Source organism: Haloferula sargassicola, assembly GCF_040362925.1.
GTDB classification, from domain to species: domain Bacteria; phylum Verrucomicrobiota; class Verrucomicrobiia; order Verrucomicrobiales; family Akkermansiaceae; genus Haloferula; species Haloferula sargassicola.
Map to the genome: position 1 here is coordinate 173,384 of NZ_BAABRI010000006.1, position 23,466 is coordinate 196,849.

The 23,466-nt window shown below is 63.2% G+C and carries 19 protein-coding genes; 12 read left to right on the forward strand and 7 right to left on the reverse strand.

Annotated elements, in window-relative coordinates:
- Window positions 1–2: 2 nt before the first annotated feature.
- The gene (locus ABXH26_RS06900) at window positions 3–1,211 is read right to left on the reverse strand and encodes a SecDF P1 head subdomain-containing protein (protein ID WP_353566308.1); all 1,209 of its coding nucleotides are present in this window, start codon (window positions 1,209–1,211) and stop codon (window positions 3–5) included.
- Here ABXH26_RS06900 and ABXH26_RS06905 point away from each other — a divergent pair.
- Window positions 1,194–1,736 carry a hypothetical protein gene (locus tag ABXH26_RS06905; protein WP_353566309.1) on the forward strand — a complete coding sequence of 181 codons (543 nt, stop codon included), beginning with the start codon at window positions 1,194–1,196 and terminating at the stop codon, window positions 1,734–1,736. The two genes, ABXH26_RS06900 and ABXH26_RS06905, sit on opposite strands and share 18 nt — an antisense overlap.
- Before the next feature lie 80 nt (window positions 1,737–1,816).
- On the opposite strand, the gene ABXH26_RS06910 is transcribed toward ABXH26_RS06905, so the two are convergent.
- Window positions 1,817–2,059, reverse strand: coding sequence for a hypothetical protein (locus ABXH26_RS06910; RefSeq protein ID WP_353566310.1), 243 nt, complete (start codon window positions 2,057–2,059; stop codon window positions 1,817–1,819).
- A gap of 196 nt (window positions 2,060–2,255) precedes the next feature.
- Between ABXH26_RS06910 and ABXH26_RS06915 the strand changes: the two genes are divergently transcribed.
- Both ABXH26_RS06915 and ABXH26_RS06920 read left to right on the forward strand, forming a co-directional pair.
- Complete coding sequence (locus tag ABXH26_RS06915; protein WP_353566346.1) at window positions 2,256–5,306, forward strand: 3-keto-alpha-glucoside-1,2-lyase-like domain-containing protein; 3,051 nt, start codon at window positions 2,256–2,258, stop codon at window positions 5,304–5,306.
- Window positions 5,307–5,391: 85 nt separating this feature from the next.
- Entirely contained in the window at window positions 5,392–6,825 is a 1,434-nt protein-coding gene (locus ABXH26_RS06920; protein WP_353566311.1) for a DUF7453 family protein, read from the forward strand.
- A gap of 30 nt (window positions 6,826–6,855) precedes the next feature.
- Here ABXH26_RS06920 and ABXH26_RS06925 read toward each other — a convergent pair whose 3' ends face one another.
- The 5 genes from ABXH26_RS06925 to ABXH26_RS06945 all read right to left on the reverse strand — a co-directional run bounded on the left by ABXH26_RS06925 (window position 6,856) and on the right by ABXH26_RS06945 (window position 13,230).
- Entirely contained in the window at window positions 6,856–7,242 is a 387-nt protein-coding gene (locus tag ABXH26_RS06925; RefSeq protein ID WP_353566312.1) for a VOC family protein, read from the reverse strand.
- A 51-nt stretch (window positions 7,243–7,293) separates the two neighbouring features.
- On the reverse strand, window positions 7,294–7,818 hold the full coding sequence (locus tag ABXH26_RS06930) for a hypothetical protein (RefSeq protein WP_353566313.1): 525 nt from the start codon (window positions 7,816–7,818) through the stop codon (window positions 7,294–7,296).
- Window positions 7,819–7,839: 21 nt separating this feature from the next.
- Complete coding sequence (locus ABXH26_RS06935) at window positions 7,840–9,960, reverse strand: DEAD/DEAH box helicase (protein WP_353566314.1); 2,121 nt, start codon at window positions 9,958–9,960, stop codon at window positions 7,840–7,842.
- Between the two features lie 253 nt (window positions 9,961–10,213).
- Window positions 10,214–11,644, reverse strand: coding sequence for an ATP-binding protein (locus ABXH26_RS06940; protein WP_353566315.1), 1,431 nt, complete (start codon window positions 11,642–11,644; stop codon window positions 10,214–10,216).
- On the reverse strand, window positions 11,563–13,230 hold the full coding sequence (locus tag ABXH26_RS06945) for a site-specific DNA-methyltransferase (RefSeq protein WP_353566316.1): 1,668 nt from the start codon (window positions 13,228–13,230) through the stop codon (window positions 11,563–11,565). The genes ABXH26_RS06940 and ABXH26_RS06945 overlap by 82 nt, the downstream gene beginning before the upstream one ends.
- A gap of 193 nt (window positions 13,231–13,423) precedes the next feature.
- Between ABXH26_RS06945 and rlmN the strand changes: the two genes are divergently transcribed.
- From rlmN to ABXH26_RS06990, 9 genes are read left to right on the forward strand one after another with little or no spacing between them, the layout of a single operon-like run.
- The gene (rlmN, locus tag ABXH26_RS06950) at window positions 13,424–14,509 is read left to right on the forward strand and encodes a dual-specificity RNA methyltransferase RlmN (protein WP_434783421.1); all 1,086 of its coding nucleotides are present in this window, start codon (window positions 13,424–13,426) and stop codon (window positions 14,507–14,509) included.
- A 56-nt stretch (window positions 14,510–14,565) separates the two neighbouring features.
- Window positions 14,566–16,155, forward strand: coding sequence for an AAA family ATPase (locus ABXH26_RS06955; RefSeq protein ID WP_353566318.1), 1,590 nt, complete (start codon window positions 14,566–14,568; stop codon window positions 16,153–16,155).
- Window positions 16,156–16,190: 35 nt separating this feature from the next.
- The gene (locus ABXH26_RS06960; RefSeq protein ID WP_353566319.1) at window positions 16,191–17,123 is read left to right on the forward strand and encodes a hypothetical protein; all 933 of its coding nucleotides are present in this window, start codon (window positions 16,191–16,193) and stop codon (window positions 17,121–17,123) included.
- Window positions 17,120–18,928, forward strand: a complete 1,809-nt coding sequence (locus ABXH26_RS06965; RefSeq protein ID WP_353566320.1) for a VWA domain-containing protein — start codon at window positions 17,120–17,122, stop codon at window positions 18,926–18,928. Before ABXH26_RS06960 ends, ABXH26_RS06965 begins: the two co-directional genes overlap by 4 nt.
- Window positions 18,925–19,896, forward strand: a complete 972-nt coding sequence (locus ABXH26_RS06970) for a radical SAM protein (RefSeq protein WP_353566321.1) — start codon at window positions 18,925–18,927, stop codon at window positions 19,894–19,896. The genes ABXH26_RS06965 and ABXH26_RS06970 overlap by 4 nt, the downstream gene beginning before the upstream one ends.
- A complete protein-coding gene (locus ABXH26_RS06975; RefSeq protein WP_353566322.1) occupies window positions 19,893–20,474 on the forward strand; it encodes a hypothetical protein in 582 nt (193 codons plus the stop codon). Before ABXH26_RS06970 ends, ABXH26_RS06975 begins: the two co-directional genes overlap by 4 nt.
- Window positions 20,471–21,829, forward strand: coding sequence for a phenylacetate--CoA ligase family protein (locus ABXH26_RS06980; RefSeq protein WP_353566323.1), 1,359 nt, complete (start codon window positions 20,471–20,473; stop codon window positions 21,827–21,829). The genes ABXH26_RS06975 and ABXH26_RS06980 overlap by 4 nt, the downstream gene beginning before the upstream one ends.
- Window positions 21,826–22,425 carry a nicotinamide riboside transporter PnuC gene (pnuC, locus tag ABXH26_RS06985; RefSeq protein WP_353566324.1) on the forward strand — a complete coding sequence of 200 codons (600 nt, stop codon included), beginning with the start codon at window positions 21,826–21,828 and terminating at the stop codon, window positions 22,423–22,425. Before ABXH26_RS06980 ends, pnuC begins: the two co-directional genes overlap by 4 nt.
- Window positions 22,422–23,441, forward strand: coding sequence for an AAA family ATPase (locus ABXH26_RS06990; RefSeq protein ID WP_353566325.1), 1,020 nt, complete (start codon window positions 22,422–22,424; stop codon window positions 23,439–23,441). Before pnuC ends, ABXH26_RS06990 begins: the two co-directional genes overlap by 4 nt.
- Window positions 23,442–23,466: the final 25 nt, after the last annotated feature.

Consider the following 23,466-nt stretch of genomic DNA (forward strand, 5'->3'; position numbering starts at 1 on the left):
AGCTAGTCCTTTGCGGCAGGATCGGGGACCTCCTTCCCACCCAAAAGGTAAGGTTGGATGGCGGAGTCCAAATCCTTCAACGGAATTCGGCCCTTCACGGCCTGTCCCTGCAACTTGGCGATTTCCCGGAGGTGTCGGCCGAGGAAAGCGATCACATCACAATCGGCTTGGATCGATGACTTCGATCCGAGGTCGTGATATTGGGCGGCCGTCCCAGCGAGGGAGAGCAGATCGAAAAGGTCGGCAAGAGTGATGTCCTGTTCTGGGTCTGGAATCTTCGTCTCCTCGACCACGCTGACCCAGTCCGAATCCCCTGAAAACAAATCGAAGTGAGGCATCTGCACCTTTAGCTTTTTTTCGGTCGGGTTCACGAGCCTTTGCTGGCGCTGGCCGGTGCTCCACGAACTGCTCCAGCCCGTCAATTTATGGTCTTTTAAAGTAATGCTGATCCCGCTCTGGTGCTGCTTTCTTTCGGGGTTCAAAGGCAGCTTCTCGGGAGCGAGTTCATAGAAAATCGATATATCGTCTTCGCTTTGGTCACCTATCGTGAACGTGGGCTTACCGAGCTTTGAAACGACCTCCTCGTAACTCAGGCCAGGCTCCAACATGACTTTCAGCTCTTCTACTGAAGGGAGCTCATCGAGATAAAAAAGGCCGACCTTCTCCCGCTCGGCTTTCAAGTTCTGGTACTCCTCCTTGGTGTAGGGGGCGGTCTCAGGAAGCGGAGGCAGGTCTTTGGATTCGGATCGGGGAGAGGGCTTCTCACCCAGGATTCCTTGGATCAGGTCAGCGACCTCGGAGAAGTTCTCATCGTTTAAGGAGAGAACAAAACTCCTGCCCAGTTGACTTTGGACGACTGGTGCCATCCGCAGCTGGTCGTCGATGATTACCGCGAGCCGGTCACGGCCTGCCACGAGCTGTCCGGTCACCTTGGAAAGCCGTTCGCCTCCCTGCTCGCTCAGTTTGATACCCACCTGGTATTGACCGCTGGTGGCCTGTGGCCAGGCATCGACCACGTCTTTCTCCGTCACGATGGGATCCTTGCAAACCCACAGCTTCTCGCTGCCCTTTTCGGTCTCCACTGTCATCTCTTCCGTCGCCTCTGATCCCTCCAATGCGACTTCAGAGATGCGCAGCGAATGACTCAGTCCCATGGAAGTCAGAGCCGTCCAAAACAGAAGGATTCGCAGTCGATGATTCCAATCATGCATCCAGGCAAGCTTCTCACCCGCCTGGGAATCCTGCGAGCCGAAAGCCCGGGCTCGCCTTCAGCAGCAAAAGGAGGGAGGGGTATGGGAATGAAAGGTCGCCCGGCGACGCGCGGAAAGGGCAAGGCGAGACGGCCGGGCGGCTGGTCCGTGCTCCTTTGTCTGGCAGGACTCGCGCCCGGCGCCGCCGAGCCGGATGGGGAGCGCTTCCCGACGGCGGAACAGGTGGGACCATCCTGTGCGTTCTTCGCCAATGTTCCGGCGGTCACCCTCGCGACCGGTGTGGATATTTCCAGCTCCGGCTCGTTTGCTCGTTCGAGCTACGGGCTGCGCCGAGGGGATTTTCATTTTCATCGGTCATTCGACAAAAGGATTCTCTTCGAACTCTTTTCGCTGCCGTATGCCGAAACGTGGATTGATCATCCCGAGGCTCCGCGGGAAGAGCTGCTCCCGGTGGTCCGCGATCCACTTCTACCCGTGTTCTTCGTCGGTGCCGAACCCTGGGCTCTCGCCCGAAGAAGTCTGTGAGGGGCTGAAACGAGGCGGAGGATTGTTTGCGACCCTGAGGTTGGAGTGACTTGAGGCCTCCGCTGCGCGTGAGACAAAGTTCACTCATCCCGAACTTTTTTGGTCAGGTTTGCTATTGCGGAGAAATCATCTTTTGCCAAGTCGATGACCAACTGGCCGTAGAATCGAGTGCGGATCATGAAGTCATCGGCTTTGGAGGAGACGGTCGCGGCTCGGCACGAGTCGTCCTGCGGGCAGGGTTTCTTTCCGCGGCGTCCATCAAGACCTTCAAAAACCCACCGACCAAGCAGAGGCATGTCATGGCACCCCAGAGAAGCAATCATTCAAGAGAGGGAATCGCATCCAACGTGGGAGCGCCGGCGTGAACGGGGTGTTTCCGCCGCGAGGCGGATGCCTGAATGTGCCTCGGTTTTCCGGCGTTCACCGCATGCTCCATCGATCTCGGGTGAAACATGGCCGAGGCCGCGGGGCGTATGGGCCGCCATGCGATTGACCGGGATTTTGGCAGCGGTGGCGGTGATGAGTTCTCTCGCGGGAGCCGAGGAGAAATGGACGCCCTTGTTCAACGGCCGCGACCTGACCGGATGGTCGGGCGATGAAAAGCTGTGGTCGGTGGAGGACGGTGTGGTGGTCGGCCGCACCGATGACGGCGAGCGGAAGATCACGGAAAACTCCTACCTGCTGCTCGATACCGACGTGCCGGGTGACTTCGTGCTCGAGTTCAAGGCGAAGGTGGAGGGCGAGAACTCGGGCGTCCAATATCGCGCGTGGCGGGCGGAGGGCGTGAAGTGGGGCGTGGGCGGCTACCAGTGCGACATGCATCCGGCGCCGGACTACCTCGGGATGCTCTACGATGAGCGGGGGGCCGGCATTTTGTGCACCCGCGGCAAGCGCCTGATCATCGGCCAGGGCGAGGAATTGCTGGGGGTGGAGCGAAAGGACACGCGGCTCGACCAGTGGAACGACTACCGCATCACCGCCTTCGGCCGGAAGGTCCGCCACGAGGTCAACGGCGAGATTACGGTCGAGGTCTTCGACAAGGACGATTCGGAACGGCCGCTGGACGGGATCCTGGCGTTGCAGCTCCACGTCGGCGGGCCGATGAAGGCCAGCTTCAAGGACATGCGGATCCGCCCGCTGGAGGCATGGCCGGAGCAGCCGGAGGAAAAAGGAGCCATGCACGAGGTCCCCGGCTTTCCCGGCTACCAACTGCGGGACGGGTTTCGTTTTGAAAAACTGCACGAGATGACGCCGGAGGAGGGCTCGTGGGTGGCGATGACGCGTGATGACGAGGGCCATCTTTTCTGCTCCGACCACTACGGCACGGTGTGGAAGGTGACGGTGGGCTCCGAGGGCGTGGTCGATATTTCCGATACCGGCCTGCCGATGCGCGGGGTGCAGGGGCTGCTGTGGCGGGATGGCGTGCTGTGGGCGACCTCGACGGAGGCCAACGAGCCGAACGGCTTGTGGCGGGTGGACATGAAGGACGGCAAGGTGGGCGAGCCGGAGCTGGTGAAGCAGTTCCCGGCCGGCGGTGAGCACGGCATGCACGGGCTGCGCGAGTCGCCGGACGGACAGTTCATCTATGTGGTCACGGGCAATCATGTCGATGCGCCCGAGTTCGAGCACTCGCAAGTGCCGCGGGTGTGGGCGGAGGACCAGCTGCTGCCGCGCCGCCCGGATGCGAACGGCCACGCCACGGGCCGCATGGCGCCGGGCGGCTGGATCGCGCGCTTCCGACCGGATGGCAGCGACTGGACGCTGTGCGCAATCGGGATGCGGAATTGCTATGCGATCGCCTTTAACGATCAGGGCGATCTTTTCACCTATGATGCCGACATGGAGTGGGACATGGGCATGCCGTGGTATCGGCCGACGCGGATCTGCCAGGTCGTGCCCGGCGCGGAGTTCGGCTGGCGTTTCGGCACCGGGAAATGGCCGGAGTCCTACGAGGATTCGATGCCGCCGCTGTTGAATATCGGGCCCGGCTCGCCGACCGCGCTGGTCTCGGGAAAGGGTGCGAAGTTCCCCGCCCGCTACCAGCGCGCGCTGTTCGCCTTCGACTGGACCTATGCCACGATCCACGCGGTGCATCTGGAGAAATCCGGCGCCGGCTATGGGGCGACCAGCGAGGAGTTCTTCGCCGGCAACGGGATGCCCTTGACCGATGCGGTCATCGGGGCCGATGGCGCGCTGTATTTCATGACCGGCGGCCGGCGGTTGGCCTCGGCGCTGTGGCGGATCCGTTATGTTGGAGATGAAGATACTTCACCGGTGAAATACGAAGCCGCGCCCAAGGTGCCGGATCCGTCGGTGGATCAGGCCTGGCAGGCGCTCGGTTCCGCCGACCGGGTCGAGCGCTTTGAAGCGAGGACCGCTTTGGAAAAACGGAATCCCGGCTCGTGGAAACGTCGGCTCGAGCGGGAAAGCGACCCGTGGCGGGTGATCCAGGCATCCATCGCGCTGGCGCGGACGACGGATGGCGATGGCCTCGCCGAGGCCTTGCTGGGCATGGATTTCTCGAAGCTCGATGATGCCCAGCAGATCAACTGGCTGCGAGCCTTCGGGCTCCAGTTCGCGCGCCATGGTGAGCCTTCCGAAGAACTTCGATCGAAGCTGGCCGCGACCCTGATGCCGGTGTTTCCCGTGGGCGAGCGCGGCGTGGACCGCGAGCTGTGCCGGATGCTGTGCTACCTGAATGCGCCGGGCATCGTGCGCAAGACGCTCGACTGGGCCGACCAGATCGAGCCCGAGCCCGCACCCGACTGGGCCGCGCTGGCCAAGCGCAACTCGCAGTACGGCGGCGATGTCGAAAACCTGCTCGCCCACTTCCCCTCGGCCGACCGCATCCACGCCATCTACTGCCTGCGCGTGGTGCCCGGACCATGGGATGCCGACGACCGCGGGCGCTTCTTCGCGTGGTTCGACGAGCTGCTGGGCAAGAAGGGCGGGCATAGCTACGCGGGCTTCCTGCGCGACCTCAAAAACGAGGCGCTGAACCTCTGCACGCCGGCCGAGCGGTCGCTCGAGGAGGCGAAAGAAAAGTCCGGCACCAACCTGTTCGCCGACCTGCCGCCGGTGGAAGGTCCGGGCCAGGCGTGGACGGTCGATGACGTCGTCTCGCTCGCCGATGCCGGCCTCGCCCACCGCGACCTGGCGGCCGGCAAACGCATGTTTCAGGCCGCGCTGTGCGCCACCTGCCACCGCTTCGATGGCGAAGGCGGCGCGGTCGGTCCCGACCTCAGCGCGGTGGCCGGGCGCTTCTCGGTACGTGACCTGGCGGAGGCGATCATCGATCCGAACAAGGCCGTTTCCGACCAGTATGGGTGGGAGATTTTTCAAACCAGCGACGGCCAGCAAATCACCGGCCGTCTGATCGAGGAGCGCGCGGGCCAGTTCTCGATCGCCACCAATCCCTTCGATCCCTCCGTGCGCACCTCGGTGCCGGTGGCCAGCGTGACGGGTCGCGCGCCCTCGCCGGCCTCTCCGATGCCGCCGGCGCTGATCAACCGGCTCAACGAGAACGAACTGAAGGACCTGCTGGCCCTGCTGCTCAGCGGCAAGGGCTGAGACCGGCCCGGGCGGCGGAAAGAAACGCTCGATCCGGCACACTCCGCGGCTGGATTTTTCCTGAAGGTTCCTCTAGGGAGTCGGAATGCATGTGTCCCCCCGGCTGCTTCGCCCATGCTTCGTCGCGACCTCGCTGCTGCTTCCCCTCCCGCTCGGCGCGGCTTTGAATGTGACCTTGGAGAAGCTGGCCGAAGCGCCCGCGCAAGACTTCGGGACGCCGCTCGGGGTGCCTTGGGTGATCGGCGGGCAGGTGTATTATTCGAAGACCGATGGATCGGAGGGTGGACCTGACTACGGCATCTATCGGGGCGCGGGCACCCCGGTCATCACCTGGGGAAGCGAGGTCGATGGAGCCTCCGTGAACAATATCTCGATCTCCGGCGTGAGCGGCTCGAACTGGATCGTTTCCGGCTATGCGAACTACGTCCCCAACGAGCCGAACAGCTACTATGGTTCCATCATGTTGTTTCCGGGAGGAAACCGCATCCTGGATAAATACTCGCCCTTTCCCGGCTACCCGGTGCCCCACCCGCGGAATCCCATCGGCCCGTCCTCGATCGATGGGGGCCGCGTGGCCCTGACCGTGCCCGGCACCAATATCGCCCCGGCCCAGCCTTCGGCGATCGCCGTCTGGGAGGGGGGAAACATTTCCCTGATCGCCAAGGAAGGCGTCACCACCGTGCCGGGCACGTCCACGGCCTTCTACGCCTTCGACACCTTCACCCGGCCCTATGCGGAGGGCGGAAAGGTCGTCTTCGTCGGCAGGGGGAGCGGCACGGCCGGCATCTACGAGTGGAACGGCAGCACCCTCCGCACGGTCGTCGACCAAGCGACTCCGGCACCTCAGGGCGGCACGCTGGGCAGCAACTTCAATGTCGGCAATGTCGTCAAATCCGGCGCGGATTATGCCTTCGTTGCGGGCTCTTCCGACAACCAACTCTACAAGTTGGTCGGCGGCCAGCTCACGCTCGTTGCCAGCAATCAGGATGCAATCCCGGAGGGCACCGGCAATTTCTACGACTTTTACGGGCCGACCATCCGGAATGGAAACGTGGTCTTTGTGGGCTACCGCAGCAATCAATTCGCGCCCCCGTTGCAGTATGGCATCTACACCGACGCGACCGGAACCGTGGAACCGATCGTCGACCTCCAGACCAGCTTCGGCGGCAAGACGCCGATCCGCTTTTCGATGAACGTCGGCGACGCGTGGGTCGGTGACTGGGTCTATTTCCTCGCGGTCTTCAATGACAACAGCGCGGCGATCTACCGGGCGAGCTTCGAGCCGGCGGTCGAGACCCTCGCTTCGACGACCGTCTTCACCACGCCGACTTCCGGCACCATCAGCGTGCCATCGGTTTCCGGGACGAACTATCAGCTCATGGCTTCGAGCACCCTGTCCGGCGGCACGACCGTGCAGACCGTGGCCGGCACCGGCGGCACGCTGGTGTTTTCCTTTTCCGCGCCCACCCCGACCCCGGCGCGGTATTTTTTCTGGGTGAAAAGCGTGGCCGCTCCCTGAGGCGAGTCTTTCAGAGGAAGGCCGGGCCGCTCAGGAGAGCGAGTGCAGACCGATCATGTTGCCATCCGGATCGACCACCAGCGCGATGAAGCCGTAGTTGCCGATCGGGAACTTCTCCCGCACCACCTTGCCACCCGCGGGTTCCACGCGACCTGCCTCGACCGCGCAGTCCTCGCAGGAAAAGTAAACCAGGGTTCCGCCGCCGCCGGGCTCCACGCCTTCCATCTTCACCAGCGCTCCGGCGGCTCCTCCCGCGTCTTGAAACATGGGGAAGTTCCACATTTCCATCTCCATGCCGGGAGGCGTTTCAAGCTTCTCAAGCTCCACAGCCAGGACTTCGGCGTAGAACTTCCGCGCCTGTTCCATGTCGCGCACGTAGATCTCGAACCAGCCGACGGGATTTCTCTGTTCTGACATTCTCCAGCTATCTCCCATCTCCGGTTGATCGACAAGGAGGGAGTCGTCAGTTCAACGGTCAATCTTCGCCGAAATCCATTCCCAGCGTTTCTCTTTCACCATGACAAATGCAGCCTTACCGCCACTTAACTCTTCCCAAAGCTGGCCCACCAATCGGTCCAGCTCGGCCGCCTTCCATCGATCCGCGCCTTTGTATTCCACCACGAGGATGCGGCCATCCTTCAGTTTGCAGACGAAATCCGGGAAGAACCGGCCGGTCGCCGTTTGCAGGAAAAACGCCGCACCGTTCTTGCGGACGAGGTTCCGCACCCAGTATTCGACCTCCTTCTGCCGGTCGATCCAGCAGGCGCAGAGGAACTCCTCTTCGGAATCGAAATCGCCAATCCGCGGATAGTAGTGCTTCTCGAAATCATGGTCGCCGCCGTAGTCCCGGTCCGGCGCGTAAGCGTCGGGGTGGAACTCGAACTCATACTCCGACCCCACCCGCACCCGCGTTTCTTTTCCGTCACCAAAAAGGAAGGCGTCGCACGCGGTCTCGACCGCCTTGGTCCGCAGCTCGGCGACGCGACCTTCCACAAGATTGCGCAGCAGGAATTTCTATCGGTTCACTCGCGCCAGGTCGATGCCGTCCTTCTGCAGAAGGTCCGACAGCCAAGCCGCCACGAACGCCCGCTTGCTCGCGTGAGTGATCCACGGATCGTGGATCTGTCGGCAGAACCACGCTGCCAGCTTGGCTTCGTCCCAGTTCTCCGGACGGTAAGACAGTCCGAGATCCCGGCTCAGCTCGCGGCTGAATTTCGTCCTCACCCGCCCCTGATCCTCATCCACATCGATCAGGCCGCCCTCCGACACCTTCGCCGCCGCATTCAGCTCCTTGAGTTGATCATCCGATGCCAGCGCCTGATAGAGCGGCAGCTCCCACGGGTAGTCGATGGCTTCCGGCTCATCGAAGAGACGCAGCTCGCCGTCGATCAACACCTCCATCTGCGGCACGAAGAACGCCTTCCCCTTCTCCGATGGCGTCTCGAAAATCTCCACCGCTTCGGTTCGGCTGGCCTCGCCGGCCTTCGCGATCGCTTCCCGGCTCACGTCCATCACCGCGGCGGCCTGCACCTCTTCGGTTTCCTCCTGACTCAGCGGTGCCGTAAAAGTCAGCGTTTTCCTGGCGTTGCTCCACTTGAGTTTCTTCTTTGTGGTTGCCGAGACCTTCGACATGTCCAGTGACTCGCCGAGCTTCACCTCCACCGGGGTGATGCGGATGCGCCCGCCGCCACGCTTGAAATCCAGCTTCGCCTGCTCGGGACTCTTCGCCGCGACGAACTCAGCGGCCTCCTGCCGGTTGAAGCCCGACGCCTGCACGAGACAGTCACGCAGCGTCTCGGCGGTCTCCCCGAAATCCTTCGAGACCACGTAGGCGTAGGAACGGTTCAGCGCGGGATTCTCCCGGTGCGCCGCCTGGGGCTGCCGCAAGATCCGCCCGAGCAACTGCTCGACCGCCGTCGCGCTCTTCACCCCGGCCATGCTCACCAGCACGTAGGCAAATGCGCAGTCCCAGCCCTCGGCCAAGGCCTTCTGGGTGATCACGTACTTTACCGGGCACTTGTCCGAGAAAATCCCACCCAGGTATTCCTCCTCCAAGGCATCCAGCCCGCGCTCGCTGCCGGTGGCGATGACGATCTCCTCCTCCGGCACGTTGTGGTTTTCGATCAGCTCCCGCTTCACCCATTCCGCGTGGCGCGTTTCTTTCCTCGCCGACTTCGGCTCTGCCTGGATCAACACCAGCGGTCGCAGATAAGGCGCTCCTGCGGCATGGTCCTTGGCGGCGATGATTCCGAGCTGCTCCCGCTGGTCGAGTGCCATCGCCAGGCACTTCTGCTCGTCCGGCTCGGTCTCGAGCTGGATCGGCAGCTTGATCATCTCCTCCCGCTTCAGCTCCACGGCGGAAACGGAATGCAGCACATTGCTCGGCGTCGTCTCCGTGTCCGGGGTCGCCGTCAGCTCCATGATCCCCGATGGCCGGAATTTCGCCAGCGTGTCGAAGGCCAGCTCCGTACGGCTGTTGTGCGCCTCGTCCACGATGATGAACGGACGGCGCAGGCGCAGCACGTTGGCCAGCGAATACGGGGTGGTTTTCCCCTCAGCATCCTTCAGCAGTTCCGCCTTCTGCTCGGGCGCGAGACCGTCGAACAGGTGCATCAACGCCCCGCTGCTCTCATAGACCTTGCGGATCTCCTCGTCGCCCACCTGAAATGCCTGCCGGGTCGCCACGATGACCACCGTGCTGGTCTCCAGCGTCGAGCGGGTCAGCGCCTTCGCTTCGTCGAGGTCGATCACCGTCACCGGCCCCGCCTCCCGCAGCGCGGCATGGTAGGGGTGGTCGAGCTGCCTCAGACCGGCCAGCGTCTGGTCCCGGATCGCTTTCGACGGCACCAGCCACAGAATCACGCTGTGCTCGGTGAGCAGGAGCCGGTGGTTCACCAGCGCCACGCTCTTGGCCGCCAGGTAGGTTTTCCCGCCCCCGGTCGGCACCCGCAGGCAGAAATAGGGCATTTCCTCGGGAAATCCTCGCAGCGGCGTGAAATCCGACTTCCGGCCCCACAGCTCCTTGGTCGCCTCCTGAAACGCATAGTCCGCATTCTCCATCCGCTGGCACTCCCGGAAGTAGTGCTCCACGCTGGCAAGCGCGTTCTGCTGGTAGGATTTGAGGGTGAAGGTCATCGGTGATTTTTCCCTTATTCAGGGACGATTTTCCCTTATCGGATCAGGGATTTTTTTTGGGTTTTATAACGGTTTGACGTCCAATGATTCATGAACTGCCGGTGGCTTTCCCTTAAATTGGCTCGGTTTTACCTTAAGATTCCCTCCTTTTCCCTTAGCGATCGATCGCAAGGGGTGTGAATGGTTTAAATCTCTCAAAATCAATCATATATGAGCATGCGGGTGTTTTCCCTTAGAAATCCCCCTTTTTCCCTTAGCCACTCCGGAACCGGTAAACCGCGTTCGGATCGCGGACCTTTTCACTGAGACGCTCGACGATCCGCAAGCCGTCCAGCCGCTTGAGATTGTAGCGGATCGCCTTCTCGCTGAGTTCAAGAGCTGCGGCCATCTGCGGGACGGTCGCTTCCTGCCTCTCGAACAGAAGCTGGATCAGCCGCTGCTGGCTGGCGTTCAAGAGCGGCCAATCGCTCTCAATCTCGTCAAAAACGTCCGCGAGGATCGTCTCCTTGTGATCGCTGACCTTGTTCCGGAGGGTTAACGTCACGGTCGTCCCATCGACCGAGTATTCCGGCTTTTCCAGCGTGAATTCCCGCATTGCACGGTAGATTCGCGGGACACCCTCGTTCAGCTCGCGGACGTAGCCGAAATCACTCAGCGCCCGGGCGATCCGTACGTTCCGGGCAAAGCGTTCGTGCTCGATGTTCTCCACCGTCACCTGCGCAGGTAGCGGTCCACTGTTGGCGATCTCCAGGCGGTCATCGAAATGACGGATCATGATCGGATTTCCCTGGATGTTGTAGGACCGGTGGCAGAGCGCGTTGACGACGCCCTCCAGCCACGCGTCCTTCGGAAACTCCGGCACCCGGAGGAACCGCCCCTTCTCCATGTCGAGGAAGTAGTAGTCGCGGAAAGAAGCCTCTAGGAAGGTCTCCAGCTCGCGGATCAGCGCCGGGATCCCTCCCTCGAAACGCTGATCCTTGATCACATTGAATTCGCTGCCCGATCTCCGCTCGGTTCCCTCGTAGCGCACGTAGCGGACCGTGGCATTCCGGATGTAGGCCTCCGGGTCCTTGGCGAAGAGCAGGATCGCCGCGTTCTTGTACTTCACGGCACCGTCACGCCGAACGGCCAGGTGCCGCTTCACCGCAAGGTCCGGGAATGGTCCCTCATACCGGACCGCCTCGCGGTACGACTCGCACAGAGCGCGATCCAGGTCTCCCGGATCGAAATCCTCCCGGACCTCGTCCTCGAACACCCGGATGCCGCGATTGTACTCCAGCTTCCCCACCTCCTCCCGGTTCAGCGGGCCCTTGTTGTCATCCGCCACGCGCAGATAGACCGCTTCGTTGTCGCTGCGCTGGAACAGGCGCTCGTAGTCCTGATCCACGTGGTAGAGGAACACCAGTTCGCCACCCGACAGGAACACCTCCTCCCGCTCGATGATCGCGGGCGGCTTGATGAAGTCGTGAACCAGCTTCCGGTAGGCATCGAGGTCGGGGGGATCGCTGGAAAGAAATCCTCCCCCCTGGTGGAGATCCTCGACCGTCCCGTCGTCCGCGATTCCGTACACCAACACGCCGCCACCCGCGTTGAGCATGCCGATCAGCTCGTTGGCAATCTTCGTCGGTTTCGTATCCCGTCCCTTGCGTTCCAGATACTGGCCCTCCTTCTCCTTGCGGAGCACATCTTCGGTGAGACCACGTTGGCCCGTTGCAGGGCGGCGGCGCCGAGCTTGGTGGCGGCGGCGTAGATAATCTTCGGGCCGTCATGCGGCGGCAGGGCTTCGAGGATGGCGTTCGTCAGGATGTTGCCGCCCTGCGGACGGCGGTCGCCGAGGATGCCGTTGAAAAGCAGGTAGACCGCCCGGCCCTCGTGGACCCCGAGCAAGGGGCTGTCTCCTTTCCCGGTGTAGCCGGTGCCGGCCTCGGAGAACCACAAGAAATCGGCGAGCTGGGCGAAGGTCACGTCGTCGCGGATGTCGCCAAACTCGTTGAACAGGGGCTCGTCGCTCAGACGGCAGAACTGGAAGCCGCCGCCGAGGCCTTCCACTTGGTTGCCCTTGGCATCGGTGTAGCCTTGGGAAACCCGTTTCACCCGTTCCGCCGTGATGTCCTCGGCGATGTTCGGCTCCATTTCCACGAGGATGAACTTCCGCGTTCCGCCGTCTTCCGCGTTCTGCTTGAGCACCGCGTGACCGGTCGTCCCGCTGCCGGCGAAAGAGTCAAGGATGATGCCTCCCTCGCTCACCAGTGAAATCAGATAGGCAACAAGTTCAACCGGCTTGGGGTAGTCGAATTTGAAGCCCATTGCTTCAAGTCGCCTCGCCATGTTCTGAGTGCTGCTGAAACCAGAAAGCGTCGAAATCACATGGCTGGGCGTCTCCCGTTTCTTCACCGACTCAATCGCTCCAGTCTTCGTCATCTCAAAAGTGGTCATTTGACCCTTCGAATCCGGCACCGCGACCATCCCTCGTGCGATAAACTCCTCAATCTGTCTTTTCGAACTCCACCCGCTACTCACCGACACGGGATTGATAGTCTTGAAGTCCCGGATTGTCACAGCGTTGCTGAATTTTGGCCAATCGTTGGATGCCTCCTCAATGGCCCCCTCTTCAACTGCACACGGAAAACCCGAAGGAAGATCGATTGCCGACACCGGGTTCTTCGGTCCATTTTTGACAATGGTGTTTCGGATCTCCGGCCTGAATAGCTTGCTGTGATCCTGAATCGACGGATCAACAACCGCTGGGTGAACGAATGCGTCTGCGTCACGGGCGTAGGCCACAATGTATTCGTGGGAGACCTTGATCTTCGCCTGGTTGTCAAAATTACCGTCAGTCCTCCACGTGAATGTCGCCAAGTGGTTTTTCACCCGGAAGATCTCGTCCATCAGCATGCGAAGGGCCGAGACCTCGTTGTCATCGATCGACACGAAGATCGCCCCGTCCTCGCTGAGGAACTGCTTCAGCAGCACCAAGCGCGGGTACATCATGCACAGCCACTTGTCGTGGCGCGAGAGGTCCTCGGCCTCCTTACCGACGGTCTGGCCGAGCCACTTGAGGATCTCGGGCGCGTTGACGTTGTCGTTGTAGATCCAGCCTTCCTTGCCGGTGTTGTAAGGGGGATCGATGTAGATGCACTTCACCCGCCCGGCGTACTTCGGCAGCAGCGCCTTGAGCGCATGGAGGTTGTCGCCCTGGACGATCAGGTTGCCCTCGTCGGGGTCGCCATGGGACCGCTCCGGATCGGGTTCCAGCAGCCGGAACGGCACCTCCTTGTGGTGGCGGATGACGGCGTCTTTTCCGATCCAGTCGAGTGTGGGCATGGGTGGGTGGTCGAAGCGGAGGATACGATGCCCGGGAGGGCTGACCTTTTCCTAACCACCCGCTCCCGGAGCGGCCAGCCCGAATCCTGCCGTCCGATCCGGGTTGGACCTCGGCGGCGCGATGCGCCAACTTGGGGCCGTGCGACCCGCCCTCACCGGATTCTCCAAAGACGAACTCACCGCCCTGGTCCAGGAATGGGACCAGCCGCCGTTCCGTGCCGGGCAGATCCTCGACTGGATCTGGAAGAAGAAGGTCGGGGCCATCGAGGAAATGACCAACCTTCCCGCCGCCCTGCGGGATAAGCTCGCCGCGGAGTATCGCCCCCATGCGTTGGAGCACACCCACACCCAGGGCAGCGCCGACACCACCCGCAAGTTCCTCTTCAAGCTCCACGACGGCCGCTACGTCGAAAGCGTCCTCATCCCCGCCAACCCAGCGCTCTACGGCGAAAAATCCGACCGCCGCACGCTCTGCGTCTCCTCCCAGGTCGGCTGCGCCTACGGCTGCAAGTTCTGCGCCTCCGGACTGGCCGGTTTTTCGAGAAACCTCGACCCCTCCGAAATCGCCGGCCAGGTCCTCGCCGCCGAGCGCCTGTCCGGTGAGCGGGTCGACAACCTCGTCTTCATGGGGATGGGCGAACCGTTCGCCAACTTCGACCACCTCATGGCGGCGATCGAGATCATCACCGCCGAGTGGGGGCTTCATCTCGGCGCGCGGCACCTGACGATTTCCACCTCCGGCCTCGTTCCACGGATCCGCGACCTCGCTGATCACCCGCAGCAGATCCGCCTGGCAATCTCGCTCCACGGTGCCACCGACGAGGTCCGGAACAAGATCATGCCGGTGAACAAAAAGTGGAACACCGCCGCCTTGTTCGAGGCGCTCGACTACTGGAACTCTCGTAAAAAGCAGCACCTCACCCTCGAGTACATCCTCATCCAGGACGTCAACGACGACCTCGAGCAGGCCCGCATCCTCGCCGGCCACGCCCGGCGGCTCACCGCCAAGGTCAACCTGATCCCCTACAATAAAGTCGAGGGACTCGACTGGGTTCGCCCCAGCGAAACCCGCTGCAAGGCCTTCCGCGACATCCTGAAAAACGCCGGCGTCAGCGCCACGCTGCGCTTGGAAAAAGGCCACGACATCGACGCCGCCTGCGGCCAGCTCCGCCTCAAGCAGGAGACCGAGGAAGGCATCATCGAAGCGCCGGTGAAGGCGCGCTGAGCATCTTTCCAGCAACTCACGCTTGTTTCCGTTCGCTTATCTGAGATCTCTCACGCATGGGCCTTCCCAATCCCTTCCGGCGCGTCTCGCAAGCTCCGACCAATCCCGATTCCACCCCGCCGGCCGCGCGCGAGTTCGATGTCGCGGACCTCTATCGCGGACCGCTTTCTACCGGCGATGAGGACCCCGCGGATGAGACCCCGGTGCCCTTGGATGAAAAGCTCCGCCAGGCCTATTTCTGGATCGTCAACTCGGCGATCATCTCTCCGCATTACGACATCGAGTTCAATGACTCGCCACCCTCCCGTTTCACAGTCGGCGATGGCAAGACCCGGCTCACCCTGCCCTCGGCGCAGAGCTACTCGAGCTTCGTCCTGCTGCCCTTGCTGACCTTCGCCGCGCGGCGGAAATGTCTCTTCGTCGGTGGTCCGGGCCGCGGCAAGACAGCCAGCGCCATCCTGATGGGCGTGCTCGCCGGCTATCCGGTGCGCGATGTCCGCCGGTCGATGCAGCACGGCCACCCGCAGATGACCATCGCCGACCTCCTCGGCAATCCGCTTCCCGCCGACCTCGTCGCCGCCCAGAACATGGAAGACATCCGGATCGCCTGGCGCCCGTGGCTCGGCCAGCGCGTGAAGATCATCGACGAATACAACCGCATCCCCACCCGCACCCAGAGCGCCTTGCTCACGGTGATGGGCGACAACTACGCGGAAGTCCTCGGCCACATCCACGAGTGCCCGGAGTCCGCCTGGTATCTCACCGCGAATGACGACCAGGGCGGCGGCACCTATCAGGTCATCGAGGCATTGCGCGACCGGATCGACGTCATCGTGCCGGCCCTGGCATTCAACCCGCGCTTCCTCGGCACCTTGCTGGAGCGGATCGAGGAAAACATCCGGCCGGAAGAACTGGTACCGCCCGAGATCGTCTTCAGCGAGGCGGAAATCGACAGCCTGCAGAAGCTCATCCGTGCCGTCCAGGTGCCGCGCGACGTCCGCCGGCGGCTTGAGTTCTTCTCCAGCCACTTCGAGTTCTTCGAGCCCGCGGCCTCGCAGTTCGAATACATGACCAAGGACACCGCACGGCTGGCCGGCGCCGAGTGGCCGGAACTCACCGCGCGGGACAACGGTCGCGACCGGCTCAAGGATCTCGGCAGCCAGACCCGCAACGGCCTCTCGGTGCGCAACCTGATGACGCTCCTCGTCTATGCCAAGGCGCTCGCGTTTTTCCGCGGCCATCCGGCGGTCTCGCTCGATGACTTCCGTCAGGTGCTGCCCTTCGTGCTTCATGAGAAACTGCAGCCCGACCTCGATTCACCCTACTTCAACACGGCCGACAACGGCCCGCTCCGGACCGACCACATCAGCTGGCTGAGACGGGTCTTCGACCAATCCTGCGCCGAGTTCGACCGCCTCGATCTCGATCGCAACGATCCCGTCGGCGAACTCGCGGCCGTGTTCGATGCCGGCCTCGAAGGTCTCTCGGAACGCGACACCCGCGGCCGCTTGGAATCGATCGAGCGCCTGATCAACAAGCTGATCCAAGGCGGCAAACTCTACGGTCACCTGCACGACGACCTGATGCAGCTCAAGTACCTGCACCAGCGCTACAGCAACTACCTCCGCTGGCTGAAAACCCGCTGACTGGCTCCATGCTCGCTCCTCCGCTAGCCGGCTTCTTGCAGACCCGACGCGACGCGTGCAACGCACGCTTCAAGGTCGCGCGACGACGCTGGCCGCGGCTCGATGCGGATGACTTCTCACGCTTCCTCATCGCGCAAGTCTCGCCCCTGGCGCTCGCCCTGCAGCACCTGCCCTCCGGCCAGGCAGTCGGGGCGCTCGACGACGCCTACGAGCTCGGCCTTCAACTCGTCGCGGAAAAGCTGGCCGGTCCCGCCGCCGCCACTCCGGCGATCAACTCCCTGTGGACCGGGGTTTTCCCCGAGCTTTCACCGCTGATCGCCACCGCTCCGCGACGGATCATGGCCGCGCTGTGCAATGCCGCGCATCAACTCGACTCCACCCCGGACACGGATGCCGAAAGTTGGCGTGAGCGATTGGTGAAGCTCGGCCCGCGCTGCACCACGGCCGACGAGCTCCTGATCGCTGTCCCGCTTCTCGCATGGCGTGCCGGCCTCGCCCATTTCCGCGAACCCGCCCTCCGCGCCGCGGATGGACTTCCGAAAGAGCTCGCGCTCGAAGCGGTCGGCGCCCCGGTTGACAAGACATGGCATGAAGTCCGCGACGCCTATCTGGCCGATCCCTGGTTCACTTTCGAAAAGCATGACTCCACCCGGAAAGTCGGAGCCTTCCGAGGCTACGGCGGTCTCTTCGTCACGCCGCCCCGGGTTTCGCGAAGCGGCCCTCATCTTCTGGTCCGCAGCGGAGATGAAGCATGGATCCTGCTGGCGGATGCCTTCGGCGCCACCTTCCACCGAGCCGCACCGGATGAAATCTCCGCCGCTGAGCCATCGCCCGACCCGGTCGATGACTTCGGCCGCCTGCCGCCCGGACATCTGGTAACCAGCTCGGCCGCAGCGGGCGGCACCTGCGCCGTCACCTCCGCGCAGAGTCATGCCATCTGGATCGGCCCCCATCCTGAGAAGCGATGAACCTTTCCGCCCTCAAGACGAAGTGGGAGGAAGCGTGGCCCGAGGCGCTCGCCGCGTGGAGCCGATACACCCAGCTTCATCCGCCCATGTTATGTGAAACCCGCCGCGCGGCTCAAGCCGAGCAGCTCACAGGCAGCTTCGCAATGATCCGCTTGCAGGACCAGTCGGTGGTCGTCGATCTGCCGGAGATCGAAAGCAGCGGCCTGGGCGACTACGCCGTGGAAATCCTCGCCCATGAGATCGGGCATCACGTCCTCGCGCCCGCCACGCTCACCGATCACGCGCGTTGCCTCGCGCTCATGTGCAGAGCCCTGCCAACGATGGAAGACCGGGCCCCGATGGTGGCCAACCTTTACACCGATCTGCTCATCAACGACCGGCTCCAGCGCTCCGCAGGGTTGCGCATGGATGAGATCTACCGGCAGCTCGGCAAGCGTCGTGATGCGGATGCATCTTCGAACCCCGGTGCCGTCTGGACGCTCTATCTCCGCATCTATGAACTGCTATGGAGCCTGCCAGGTGGCTCGCTCGGAGGCGCTGCGACCACTCCGGCCATGGAAGGCGACGCGTGGCTCGGCATGCGCCTCGTCCGGAGTTATGCCTCGGACTGGCTTTCCGCGGCCGGGAAGTTCGCCAGCCTGCTGCTTCCCCATCTGGTCGAGGACCAGAAAGCGGCGGAGGATTTCGCCCGCCTGCACGACACCCGCGGCGCCGGGGCGGGCGGGATCCAGGATGGCCTCACCGACGCCTCGGCCGACGACGGCGACATCTCGCATCCTTCGCTCGACCCGCGGATCACCGGCATCGCGCCTGAAGATGATCCGGACTCGAAGGAGACACCCGCACCCATTTCATCCACGACGACGACCTCATCCGGCCAGCAGCGCCAGCCCTTCGAGTATGCGGAAATCCTGCGCGCGGCTGGTTGGCCCGGGACCGATCACGAAGCGGCGATCGCCTACTACCGCGAGCTCGCGATGCGCCACCTCGTCCGCTACCCGCGCCGGCCCGCACCCGAGTCCACCGAGCCGCTCCCGGAGGGGCTCGAGCCGTGGGACATCGGTGATCCGCTCGACGAGTGCGACTGGTTCCAGTCCGTGCTGCAAAGCCCCCACACCGTGCCCGGCCTGACCACCGTGCGCCGCGTTTACGGCACCTCGCCCGGCAGCGAGCCGCGGCGCGAACCGATCGACCTCGATCTCTATGTCGACAGCTCCGGCTCGATGCCGAACCCCGCCGTGCACCTCTCCTATCCGGCGCTTGCCGGGGTGATCATCGTCCTTTCCGCCCTTCGCTCCGGCGCCCGGGTTCACGCGACGCTGTGGAGCGGAAAGAAGCAGTTCCAATCGACGCCCGGCTTCATCCGCGATGAAACGGAGATCCTCCGCGTATTGACCGCACACTACGGCGGAGCCACGCAGTTTCCGCTCCATGTCCTGCGGGAAACCTACGCCAACCGCCGGCCCGACGAGCGTCCGGTCCACGTGCTATCGATTTCCGACGATGGCGTGACGACCATGTTCGACGATCCCGACGAACGGTCCAACCCGGGTTGGGCCCTGTGCGCCCAGGCCCTCGCCAAGGGCCGCGGTGGCGGAACACTCGCCCTCAACATCCCCTCCGATTGGGAGCGCCGGATGCCTTCCTACTATCAGAACCTCGTAAGCACCCTGCGCCGCGCTCGCGACGAACAAGGCTGGCATGTCCACGCCGTTCCCACGCTCGACGGCCTCGTCGCCTTCGCCCGCGCCTTCAGCCGCCAGACCTTCGGGCCCGACGCCAACCTGAGCCCCGCCACCCGATGATCGTCGTCTGGCGCGTCACCACCGGCTGCAATTCCGCCTGCCCGTTCTGCGCCTACGACCGGCGACTCCGTTTTCCGAGAAACAGCGCGTCCGCCGACGAAGTACGACGCTTGCTTGAGATTCTCGCCGGCTATCAACGCGAACACGACGACCCGGTTCTGGTGAGTTGGCTCGGCGGCGAGCCGTTTTTGTGGCCGCACCTGCCCGCCCTCACCCTTCATGCGCAACATCTCGGCCTGCGTGTGAGTGCGACGACCAACGGCTCCACGCTGGGCTCACCGGACGTGAGACGGCATGTCCTCGATCACTACTCGGAGCTGACCATCAGTCTCGACGCTCCCGATGAAGCGCATGACGAGCTCCGTTCGTCGCCCGGCCTCTTCCTCATGCTTCGCAGTGCCGTCTCCGCGCTCGCCCGGCAGAGAGCCATCGAAGCCCGCCCGTTGAAGATCAGGATCAACACGGTCTTGCTGTGGTCGACCATCGACTGCTTTTCCGAACTCGTCGATGAAGTCGCGGAGTGGGGCGTGGACGAGGTCACCTTCAATCTACTCGGTGGCCGGGACCGGCCGGATTACTACGCGATCAACCATCCGAGCCTCGCTCAGATCGAACGGTTCTCCCAGCGCCTGCCCTCGCTTCGCAAGCAGGCGGCCTCCGTGAACATGGTCATTGCCGGCACACCGGACTATGTCCACCGGATGCGCTCCGCCGTTCAAGGACACCCGCATGCGGTGGACGATTGCGGCCCCGGAGAAAACTTCCTTTTCATCGACGAGCGCGGATCGGTTTCGCCATGCTCATTCACCACCCGAACCCTCGGCATGCCATCCAGCGGAATTCATGATGCTTCGGACATCGCCCGTCTCCGCGATCGGTTCGCCAACTCGCGCGCCGCGCTTCGTCCCTGCGTTTGCGATGACTGCCCCAGCACCCAGGTTTTCGGGAAATTCGCTCCCATAACATGAATCGCGAAGGACCCACACTCGAGCACCTGCTGCGACGGCTCGCCGAGGCTCCGTCCGATTTCCTCGCCGAGCCGTGGAGGCCGCCGGGTCGTGGCACGGTGCACGTGCATGCCGTGGTCGGCGACCTGCTCGCCTTGCACGGCGTCGCCATGACTGATGCCACGAGGTGGATTCCGGACGGATCGGGCGCGTCGGTTCGCCGGGCTGGAGTCGCGCTGCTGCTTTGCTGGCTGCTCGCCGACGACCGACTTCTGAAAGCCGGCACCACGGCCGCTGCCCTCGTTTCCCTTCTCAGCGAAGGCGCCGGTGAACTCGCCGGACAAAACCCGGCCGCGACCTATCGGGATGATCCGGAGCGACGCGAAGAGTTGGTCCGTTTCACCCTCGCCCGTCTGGACATGAGGCCTGCCGGCGAAACGATCGCCCAAGCATCGGACCGGCTCACCACGCTGAGTTCGATCGAACGCAACCGCGTGCTCGCCGCCTCGCGCAAGGCCGAGGAGCGGGCCCGTGCCATCCGCGAGGCGCTGGTCCGCAAGGCCGCGCAGGAATCCGCCGACAAATACACGCGCGAATGAACGACCCCGAGCCAGACGATGCGGAACGCTATCCGCTGCTTGGGGAGTCCGGTCGGCGGATGCTGGAATTCCTGCGCGAGCATCCCCATGCCCCGATCTACCGGAACCATAGTGGCAACCGGCTCGATGCGGAGGACCTCGCCTTTGTCCGTCGCGAGGAAGCCGCGGTCTTGGCCTCGCAGGTCGGCTGGCCGCGCGACGGCCATCCCGAATGGCTCGATGCCTTCGTCGCGAGCTGCCTGCGCGATGTGCCGCACTATCGGAGTTATGCAAAAGCGGAGCGCTTCGAGGAATTGCCCTCCATTTCCCGAAGTGATCTTGGAGAAAACATCGCCGCGTTCGTGCCCGACTCCGTTCCGCTGGAGCGGATGATCAATTTCCAAACTTCGGGTACCACCGGTCATCCGCTTCTCATCGCCTCCCACCCGCGGGTCGCGGCCGGCTATCTCGCGTATCACAAACGGGCGCTCGCACGCTTTGGCGTCACGCTCACGGCGGGTCGCGGCGAGGTCGGCGTGGTTCTCATCGGTCATCAGCTCCGCTGCTTCACCTATGTGTCGGTGACGCCATCAATGGATGAAGCAGGCTTGGCGAAAATCAATCTCCACCCCGTCGATTGGCACTCGCCGGACGACCGCCGCCCGTACCTGGAAGCCCTCGCGCCCGAGGTAATCGCGGGCGATCCGCTGTCCTTCGCGGAGCTTCTTCAGATCGCTCCCAGCTTGCGGCCAAAAGCCCTGCTTTCCACCTCCATGATCCTCCTTTCCGGGCTGCGCGAGGAATTGGAGAAAACCTACGCCTGCCCGGTGGTCGATCTTTATTCACTCAACGAAGCCGGTCCCGTGGCCGTGTTCGACCCGGCTCTCAACGGCCACGTCCTCCTCCAGCCCCACATGTATGTCGAGGTCCTCGATACCGAGGATCGCCCGGTCCCCGCGGGCGAACGCGGCGAGGTCACCCTCACCGGCGGCTTCAACTTTTGCCTCCCGCTGCTCCGCTATCGCACCGGTGATTTCGCTTCGCTCGACTTCATCGATGGCGAGCCGGTCCTGCGTGACCTCGAAGGCCGCGCGCTCGTGCGCTTTCGCCGTCCCGACGGCGTGTGGCTGAACAACATCGACGTCACCCACGCGCTCCGTCCCCTGCCCCTCGCCCGCTTCCGGCTCCACCAGCGCGAGGATGCCGTCTTCGAGTTTTCGATCGAAGCCACGGCTGCCGCGAAAACCGAAGCCCATCAGGCCCTCACCGCGCTGCTGGGACCCTCCGCCATCATCGAGTCGCTTCCGTTTCCTCGCATCACAGACTCGGCCAAAGTTCCCCAGTACTCTTCCGCGCTCGCGGGCTCCGATTCATGAACCCGCTCGAAGCGTTCCGGGAAATCCTTCACCGCCCGCCGTGGCTCGAGATCATCGCCAACGGCGTCAATCTCGTCTCCATCGTCCTCGCCACGCGCAACTCGATCCACACCTGGTGGACCGGCATTTTCGGCTGCGCGCTCTTCGGCTGGCTGTTCTTCACCAGCCAGCTCTACGCCGATGTCACCCTGCAAGTCTTCTTCATCGGCACCAGCGCCTGCGGATGGTGGCACTGGCTCCATCACCGCGGTCGGCGCGTCGAACGCCCGGTCAGCAGGACCTCCACGCGGGAGTTGGCGGCCATCATTCCGGCCGGCATCCTCGCCGCCGGTGGCTACGGCTGGCTGCTGCATCGCTTCACCGATGCCTACGCGCCCTTCATCGATTCGTCCGTCCTCGCCCTCAGCGTCGCCGCGCAGTTCCTCCTGATGCGGCGGAAACTCGAAACCTGGATCTTCTGGTTCGCCACCAACTCGCTGGCCGTGCCGCTCTTCGCATCGCGCGGGCTGTGGCTCACGGCCTTCTTCTATCTGCTCTTCTGGATCAATGCCCCCATCGGATTCCTCCGCTGGCGGCGCGAGGCGACGGCATCATGAAACGCTTCGCCATCGGACTGGTCGTCGGAAAATTCGCGCCGCTCCACCGTGGCCACGAGTCGGTCATCCGCGCCGCGATCGAGGCTTGCGACCACGTCGTCATCCTCAGCTACAGCCGTCCTGAGTTCCCGGGCTGCGAACCGGAACGGCGGGCCACCTGGCTTGCGACCCTCTTTCCAACGACGACGCGCATCGTACTCGATCACGCCGGCACGCCCCTCCCGGCAAACGACGATCCCGCCGACATCCACCGCGCCTTCTGCGCATCGGTTCTCCGCGAAAAGACCAACAGCCCCGTCGACGCCATCTTTACCAGCGAGGACTACGGCCCCGGCTTTGCCGCCGACCTCGCACGCCGCCAAGGATCGCCGGCCGAGCATGTCGCCGTCGATCTTGGCCGCGTTCAAGTTCCCGTTTCCGGCACCGAACTGCGCCGCGACATCCATGGCCTGCGCCACTTTCTTTCGCCCGAAGTCTATGCCGGTTTCGTGAAACGGGTCGCCCTTGTCGGCGGCGAATCCACCGGCAAAAGCACCCTCGCCGCCGCCCTCGCAGAGCATTTCGGCACGACCTATGTCGCCGAATACGGCCGCGAGCTTTGGGAAGAGCTGGACGGAGTCCTCAAATACGATGACCTCCTGAAGATCGCCCGCGAGCAGATCCGCCGCGAGGAAACCGCGCTGCGCGACCCGGCGACCCATCGCTTCGTGTTCTGCGACTCTACCCCGCTCACCACGCTCTTCTACTCCCACGAAATGTTCGGCCGCGCCGATCCCGAACTCGAGCAACTCGCCGCAAGGACCTACGACCATACTTTCCTTTGTGCAGCCGACTTTCCCTTCGTGCAGGATGGCACCCGACGCGGAGAGTCTTTCCGAGAAATTGGCCAGGAATGGTATCTCTTGAATCATCCCAAAGGTAGAATTGGGATCCTCCGGGGAAATGTGGAAGAGCGTGTTTGCTACGCATCTTCATTGCTTACGCCCCAAATTCTTCGTCGCGAAATGGCTCCATGATTTTTAGGCGAACAAGAGATTTTTT